Source organism: Neoroseomonas eburnea (assembly GCF_018129005.1).
Lineage (GTDB): Bacteria > Pseudomonadota > Alphaproteobacteria > Acetobacterales > Acetobacteraceae > Neoroseomonas > Neoroseomonas eburnea.
The window spans coordinates 1-7,987 of record NZ_JAAEDL010000066.1 but is presented as its reverse complement, the minus strand read 5'-3'; the positions used below and the strand labels follow the sequence as shown (position 1 = coordinate 7,987).

Sequence of the window (7,987 nt, the reverse complement as noted above, 5' to 3'; positions counted from 1 at the left end):
CCCCGGCATCCTCCCCCGGGGCCGCCCCGGCCGCGTCGGGCCATGGCAGCGCGGCGGCGGCCGCGGGCAGCATGTCCTCGGCCGGCGCGGCGTCGGCGTCCGCGCCGGCACCGATCAGCGCCGCCAGCGGGTCGCCTTCGCCTGGCGGGTCGGCTGCGGGCGGCGCGTCACCATCGGCCGCGCCGATCAGCATGGCCAGCGTGCCGTCCGTGTCCGGCGCCGTGACGCCACCCGGAAGAGTCGGCGCTTCCGCCGGCGGAGTCTCGGTCGCGAAAGGCATGTCGGGTGCGCCCCCGCCGAGCAGCGCCAGCACGTCGGAGGGCCGGTCCTCCGGCTCCGGCGCCGCCTGCGCCCCGCCGCCGGCGAGCAGCGCCAGCACGTCGTCCGACGCTCCGGGCGAATCGAGCGGCGGCTCAGGCGACAGCTCGCCCAACGTCACCGCCGGCAGGAAGGCCGAAGGGTCCGGCGCGGCGGCGACGGAGGCCGGCGGCCCGACGGGCGCAGCGATGGGCAGGCTGACATCCGGCAGCGGTGCCCCCGGCAAGGGGAGCGCGGCGGCCAACGCATCGGCATCGGCATGCCCGGAGCGCCCTGCCCAGGCTGCCGCCTCGACGACGTCGAACCAGGCGGAGGCCGGAGGGGCCTCCCCCGGCGGCAACAGCACCGCGAGGGTGATGGGGAAGCGGCGGCCGACCTGGTCCTCGCTCGGCAGCATCACGCCGGCCACCGCATCGGGGCCGCAGGCGCCGGCCGGCAGGGCGAAGCGCCAGGCGGGCGCGGCGTCCCAGGCGGCCGGCCAGTGCTCGCCCATGCCCTCTCGGGCCCGTGCGATGCCGGCCTGCAGCCAGGCATCCCACGGGCCGACGAAGCTCGTGGGCAGGCCCCGGCGCACGAAATCGCCGTGCGCCGGCACCTTGCCGTAGAGGCCGGTCAGGGGGAGAGCGTCGGGCATCGGAACTGCGCCAGCTCGGCAAGGCCGAAGGGGTGCTGGGAACTGCCCGCGCGCAGCTCGAAGTCCATGTTGCGTTCGCCCTGAACGACGCGCAGCCGCATCCGTTCCCGCGACGGCCCGGCGGCAAGCGTGCTGCCGCGCCGCATCACCAGCCGCAGCGCCGACCACGCTCCGTCATAGGCGAGCGGCCCGGCGGAGGAGGGTGGGTCGAAGGCCAGCGTCAGGTTGCCCCGCGCCGGCCAGGAGAGCGCGATCGGCCGGGCCGAGCCCCCCTGCGCGATCTCCGTCCGCGTGCCCTCGAACTCCAGCGTGGCGGACAGTGCGCCCGGATCCATCTGCCGCGGGACCAGTTCGAAGCGCAGGCCGATCGAGGCGACGGAGGGGAAGAAGGCGTCGCGGATCGCCCGCGCCCGCTGGAACTGCATCAGGTCCGCGGCGGAGATCGGCGGCGGCAGCCCATCGGTCGCCACCGGCCGCCAGGGCAGGCTGGTGATGTCCGCGTATTGCCGCACGTTCTGGGTGAAGAACTGGTCGAAGACGCCACCCGGCCCGAACAGCCGCATGAAGTCGTCGACCGGCAGGTCCTCCCCGTTGATGTTGAAGGGGAAGCGCTGCTCCAGCCCGCGGCAGAAGGGCGCGAGCTGCTGCGCCCCCGCCGCGGCGAGCGCCGCCTTGGCCCCGCCGCCGCGCGCCGCGGCCGTCGCCGTCACCATGGCGTTCATCCAGCGCGCGAGCGGCTGCGGCTGGCGCGCTGCCTCCGCCTGCAGTCGCTGGCCGGGGTCGAGCCCCGCGGCAGGCGGCGGCAGCGTGCCCGGCGGAGCGGTCGCCAGCCGCTGCACCTGCACGAACAGGTCGTTGATGATGCGCAGCACGCCGTCGAGCGGTTCGCCGGCGGCGGTGCGCAGCGCCTCGAAGCGCGGCTCGACGAATTCGGCGACCGGCTCGGCGCCGGTGGGCTCGGCCGGCTGGGCCGGCTGGCCGGCCTGCGGTGCCGGGCGCGGCTGCTGGCCGGGCGGCGCCCAGCCCTGCGGCGGCGTGCCGACCGCGAGCTGGCGGGCGATCGCGCGCAGCAGATCCTTCATCGGCGAGTTCGGCGCGCCGAGCAGGTTCAACGCCTCGGCCTGCTGCGCGAGTTGCGGCGGCAGCGGCAGCAGATTGAGGTCATCCAGCATGCGCTGCCACTGCCTCACGTATTCCTCGGCGTAGAGCCGCAGCACCGCCTGCTCCAGCCGCACCGGGTCGTCGCCGCCGGTCTGGTTCGCGCCCTCGGGCCCCAGCACCCAGTATTCGGCGACGCCCTGCCGCACCGTCTGGCCGAGCACCGGCAGCAGGCCGCGATACAGCCCGTCGATGGTGTAGAGCCCGGGCACGCCCTCGGTCAGCGGCTGGCCGGAGGCGCGCACGAAATACCTTTGCCCCGCCTGGCCGAGCGCATCCGCCGGCCGCCAGGGCTGGATATTGCCGGATGCCGCCGTCTGCAGGCGGGAGAAGACGCGGTCCGCCAGCGGCAGGCGGGAGAAGATGCGCCGCGAGGCATCGACCAGTGCCCCATCCACCGGGTAGCGGTGGAAGTTGCGCGCGATCGTCGCCTCCAGATGGCCCATGAGCGCGTCCCGGACCGGCTGGTTCACCGCGCCGGGGAAGCTGCGGAACCAGTCGCGCGCGAACCAGGCCTTCACCAGCTCCGCATCGAGCGGCCCTTCCTGGCCGAGCATCAGGTAGGCGCGGGTGGCGTCGTAGAGCTCGTCCGGTCGCTGGAAGGAGGTGCGCATCGCAGCCTCCAGCCGCGCGAGCAGGCGTGGCAGGAAGGAGCGGTCGAGAGCGCGGCGATAGGCGGAATTTGCGCCGGCGAGCAGCTTTTCCTCCTGGCTCAACCCCAGCGCACCGCCACTCCCGCGCGTCGCCGGCGGCAGGTCCCGCGCCGCGTCCATGTAGGGCAGGATGCGGCGGAACTCGGCCTCGGTGATGAGGTCGAAGGGAATGCCCTGGGACGCCTGCTCGGCCTTGGCGATCTGCTCCGCGAGGCGCTGCGCGCGCGCCTGCTCCGACGACCAGGCGCTATAGCCGTAGAGGCCGCCGCCGAGGATGCAGAGCCCCGCGATCGACCAGGCGGCGATGGCGACGACGCGCCGCCGCTTGTCCGCCTTGCGGTCGTTGGAGGCGAGGCGCGCCTCGTTGAACACCACGTCGCGCAGCAGCCTGGTGATGAAGTAGGCGCGGCCCTTCTGCTGCATCACCGCCGCCGGGCGGCGTGGATCGAGGCCGAAGGAGCGCGACAGCGCGCCCGCCAGGCGATCCAGCGGGCTGCCTTCCTGCGTGCCGGAGGTGAAGTAGACGCCGCGCAGCATCGGCGCGGGGTCGAGCCTCGTGCCGCCGAAGGCGACCGAGATGAAGGCGGCGAGCGGCTGCTCGAGCGAGGCGAACTGCGCCGGGAAGCCGGCCAGCGCGGCGCGCTGCTGCGGCCCGCGCTCCTGCTGCAGGCGCTCGATCACGCGGTCCTGCAGGCGGCCGAGCAGCGCCTGGAATTCCTCCCCGAATTTCGCCGAGGCGCCGGCCTCTCCGGCGACCGCCACCGGGAAGGTGAAGCCCCAGACCTGTTCCCGCGCCGCCTTGTCGAGGTCGTCGAAGAACTCCATGAAGCCGGCGAGCAGGTCCGACTTGCTGACCATGAAGTAGACCGGCAGGCGCTGGCCGAGCTTCTCCTCCAGCTCCTTGATGCGGCGGCGGACGCTGCGGGCGTGCTGCTCGCGCTCGGCGGGGCCGAGGCGGGAGATCATGTCGACGCCGAAGGTCACCAGCACGCCGTTCAGCGGCAGCCGCGGGCGCGACTTCTTGAGCAGCGCCAGGAAGCGTTCCCATCCCGCCTTGTCGGCGGCCGCGTCCGAATCCTGGCTGGTGTAGCGGCCCGCCGTGTCGATCAGCACGGCATTGTCGGACAGCCACCATTCGCACAGCCGCGTGCCGCCCACGCCCTGCAGCTTGCCGCCGTCGGTCAACGGGAAGTCGAGGCCGGAATTGGCCAGCGCCGTCGTCTTGCCCGAACCCGGCGGGCCGATGATGACGTACCATGGCTGTTCGTAGAGGAAGCCGCCCTTCTTGCCGGAGGTCGCCTTCAGCTTGTCGAGCGCGCCGGTCAGGCGCTCGCGCAGCTCGGCCTCCTCCTCCGCCGCGCGGTCGGCGCCGGGGTCGGGTTCGGAGATGCCCTGCACCAGCAGCGCGTCGCGCCGCCGCTTGCGGCGGTCCATCACCCAGATGACCACCAGGCACAGCACGAACAGCACCGCGCACAGGATCATCCGGTTCACTTCGGATTCCAGCGGCGCGAAGCCCTGGTAGCTCAGCAGCGGGCCGAACAGCCAGATGATCGGCATCAGCAGCGAGACGGCGACGATGGCCGCGAGCGCGCGGCCCGTGAAGAAGGGACGCAGGACGTCGAGCAGCTGCATGGTCAGTTGGTCCCCCTCAGCAGCACGACTTCGATGCGCCGGTTCTCCTCACGCCCCTCCGCGGTGCGGTTGTCGGCGATCGGCTCGGCATCGGCGCGGCCCTCGATGGTGAAGCGGGCGGCATCGCCGGTGGCCGCGGAGATGATCGCGGCGGCCGCCTCGGCGCGCGCCGTCGAGAGGTGGAAGTTGGACGGGAAGCGGACGGTGCGGATCGGCTGGTTGTCCGAATGGCCGACCACCATGACGCGGCCGGGCTCGGTGCGCAGCCCCTCCCCCACCCGCTGGAGGGTACGGACGAAGCGCGGCTCCACCGTCGCGGAGCCGGAGGCGAACATGCCGCGGCTCTTCAGCCGGACGGTCACCGAGCGCGCATCGCCGAACACCGTCAGCAGGCCTTGGTCGATCTCCGGCTTGAGGAATTCCCGCAGGGTCACGAGGAAGTCCGGCCGCGGCGGCGCCACGAAGGCGGGCGGCGGCGGCGGCGGCGCCGGCGGGCGCGGCGGCGCGACGCGCTGGATCTCCGGGACCTGGCCGGGCGGCAGGGCGGTCAGGCGCTCATAGAGCCCGTCCGAGCCTTCGTTCATCGCATTGGCGAGCCAGGCGTAACCCATGCCGAGGGCAAAGATCGCGACGCAGGCCGCGACCCAGGCGGGAATGCCGCGGCGCGGGCCGCGATGCGGCGCATCCACGCCCTTCCAATGCGGCGAGAGCTCGCGTTCCCAGGGCTGCCGCACCTGCACGAGAAGCTGGTAGAGGCCCTCGCGGATGCGCTCCAGTTCCGAGGCGCCGCGCGGCGACAGCCGGTAGCGCCCCTGGAAGCCCAGCGCGAGGCAGAGGTAGCAGACCTCGAGCGCGTCCTTCCAGCGCCCCGGGTCCTTCTGCATGCCGGCGAGGACATCGAAGAAGCGGTCGCCCGACTTCACTTCCTGATGGAAGGTCGCGACCAGGGACTGCACCGACCAGACGCTGCCCTGCCCCCAATTGTAGGACAGCACCACGTCGTCGAGGCTGGCGCACAGGATGTAGTGCGCGGCGCGCACCTGCTCGGCGCTGACGCCGGCATCGCGCGCATCGACCTCGAACTGGCGCAGGGCACGCAGGGCACGCTCGCGCAGCTCCTCGCCCTGGGGCGGTGCGGTCATGGCGGCATTCGCGAGGCGCCCGAGCAGGTCGATCAGCGGCTGCGCCGCGGCGGCGAGCGGACCGATCCCGATTTTGGGCAGGGCCTCGGCCTCGCCGGCGAGGCGCGGCGAAGATTCGGCGCGGGCACCGGGTGCCGCGCCGGTGGGCAGCGGGGCGTAGCCGCCGACCGGGGGGGACGCCGGGCGCGGACCGGCGGGCGCGGCCGGTTGCGGTCGCGATGGCGCGCCGCCGCCGGGTCCGCGCACCACCGTGCGGTCGCTGTCGTCCGGTTCGGCGAAGGGATTGTCGCTCATCGCGCGCGGTCCTTCGGTTCAGTCTGCTGCATGGTTCGATGCGCGGCATCGCCCGGCACGCGGGAGCAGCGGCGCGCCGCAGGCGTGCCGAGGCCCCGAACGGGGCCCGCCGGAAGTCCGGCGAAGCCAAGCCGCGCGGATGCGCGGCGCCCGGCGTCTGAGGGCATCATCCGCGAATCGCCCAGAGTTCCATCTTGAGGTTCGGGAAATCGCCGGAGACATGGATGGCGAAGGCCCCGGAATTCTGCATCTGCGCCCAGTGTGGGCTGCCGCGGTCGAGTTCGAAATAGACCGCGGCCGAGTGGAACGGGATCTGCCGCGGCGCCACCGGCAGCGGCCGCACCTGGATGCCGGGCAGCGCGACATTGACCAGTTCGCGGATGTGCTCGACGGCGCCGATCTTCACCTGGTTGGGGAAGACGCGGCGGAGCTGCTCCGACGGCAGATCGGCCTGCACCGTGAGGACGAACTGGCTGGCGCGCAGCAGGTTGCGGTCGGTGATCGGGCCGACGCGCACGCCGAACTGGCGTTCCTGCAGCGGGATCGAGACCGCGTTGGTCTCGAGCACCATCGACAGGCTGCGGCGCAGGTCGGCGACGACCGGGGCGAAGGAACGCTGCAGGTCCTCATGCCGATAGGCCGGGTAGGTCGCGGCCATGCGCTTCGGGTCGGTGAAGGTCGCAAGCTCTCCGGCGAGTTGCACCAGCGCGGCGTAGAGCGCCTCCGGGTGCACGTTGCCGGCATCCGCCCAATGCGCGAGCAGCGGCTGCCAGCGGTTCACCGCCTGCAGCAGCAGGAAGTCCGCCACTTCCGCGACACCGCGCGCGCCTGGCTGGGACAGCCGCGCACCGAGCGCCTCGGCCCGCTGCCCGAGCATGCCCACCAGCTCGCCCACCAGATTGGCGAGCGGCGGCGTCGCCGAGACCCGCAGGCAGGGAGGGATGAAGCGGTCGTCGACCACCACGCGGCGATCGGCCTGCACCTCCACCACGCGGGTCAGGCCGATGGTCGAGAAGCCGGCGCGTTCCTCCGTCTCCAGCATGAAGCGCAGGCGCGGACGCCCGACCTGGAGTTCCGCCGGGACGGTGGCGTCCGAATGGGTGTCGAAGGCCTCGAAGCCCCGCATGCCGTAGCGCGCGGCGGCCATCTCCGGCCCTTCGGAAAAGGCGATCTCCGGGCTGCCGGGCTGGCGCACCGGCAGCGCCAGGTAGACGACGCAGTTGCGCGTCCCCTCGGGCAGGTCGAGCGGCGGCGGCTGGTCCGCATGGCCGGGCACGGAGAAGGGCGTGCCGTCCTCCATCACGCCGGTCGCCGAGGCGATGGCGAACTTGCCGGCAGCGAGCAGGTCACGGTCGAGCGAGAGCTCCGTGATGCCCCAGGGATGCGACCTCAGCGGCGCGGCGCGTGACTGCAGCATCCATTCGAAATGCCGATCCTGCTGCTGGAAATGCTGCGCGCGGAGGAACATGCCCTCCTGCCAGACCACCTTGTCGTGCCACAGCATCCGCGACCCTGCTCCCCTGCCCCCGGCCCTAGCTGTCCTTCCGCGACGCCTGTTCATAGGCGCGCGCGAATTCCTTGCCGAAGGCGCTGTCGAAATCGTCGTCGAACTGTTCGGTCACCTGCTGGTGAAGGCGCTTGTACGCATCCCACAGGCGCTTGTCCTTGCTGGCGAAGAGGCCGCCACCGCCGCCTTCCTGGCCCTCGAGCCCCTCGGGGGCGAGGCGCGCGAGCAAGGCGCGCGCCGCGGCCTGAGTGGCGGCGAGCGTCGCCACCTGGTGCGCGGTCAGGTCCTCCACCGTCTCGCGCACCGCGCGCGGGCCGGTCTGCGGCCCGGCGGTGAGCAGCGCGGTGAGCGCCTGCTCGTCGGAGGCGGCGAACTTCACCGGATTGTTGCCGGCCGAGCGCAGCATCGTCTGTTCGATGCGGAACTCGCGCTTCACGTCGGCGCGCGCGATCAGCAATTGCCGCAGGCCGGAGATCGCCGCGTGGAAGGCGGCGCCGAGCGCACGCAGCGCAGCGTCCGGATCGGTGTACGCGGCGAGGTGCGGCGACAAGCCGGCGCCGGCCAGGAAGGCGGCGAGGCCGGCATCGGCGCCGCCCCCGCCCGCGGCGGCCGGACGCGGCGCGGCCTCATGCGGCGTCGGCGGCGG

Annotated in this window: 5 protein-coding genes; all 5 read right to left on the bottom strand. The window is 73.2% G+C overall.

Annotation, left to right across the window (positions count from 1 at the left end):
* Positions 1-952, bottom strand: a 952-nt coding sequence (gene tagF, locus GXW74_RS27520) for a type VI secretion system-associated protein TagF (protein ID WP_211850107.1), incomplete at its 3' end; no start/stop codon positions are given.
* Positions 931-4,398, bottom strand: coding sequence for a type VI secretion system membrane subunit TssM (gene tssM / locus GXW74_RS27515; protein WP_211850106.1), 3,468 nt, complete (start codon positions 4,396-4,398; stop codon positions 931-933). The genes tssM and tagF, both read right to left, overlap by 22 nt.
* Positions 4,399-4,400: 2 nt before the next feature.
* The gene (gene tssL, locus GXW74_RS27510) at positions 4,401-5,834 is read right to left on the bottom strand and encodes a type VI secretion system protein TssL, long form (RefSeq protein WP_211850105.1); all 1,434 of its coding nucleotides are present in this window, start codon (positions 5,832-5,834) and stop codon (positions 4,401-4,403) included.
* A gap of 166 nt (positions 5,835-6,000) precedes the next feature.
* Complete coding sequence (gene tssK, locus GXW74_RS27505; RefSeq protein ID WP_211850103.1) at positions 6,001-7,338, bottom strand: type VI secretion system baseplate subunit TssK; 1,338 nt, start codon at positions 7,336-7,338, stop codon at positions 6,001-6,003.
* A gap of 28 nt (positions 7,339-7,366) precedes the next feature.
* Positions 7,367-7,987 (bottom strand): type VI secretion system-associated FHA domain protein TagH (tagH, locus tag GXW74_RS27500; protein WP_211850101.1); only part of this gene is annotated, 621 nt, incomplete at its 5' end.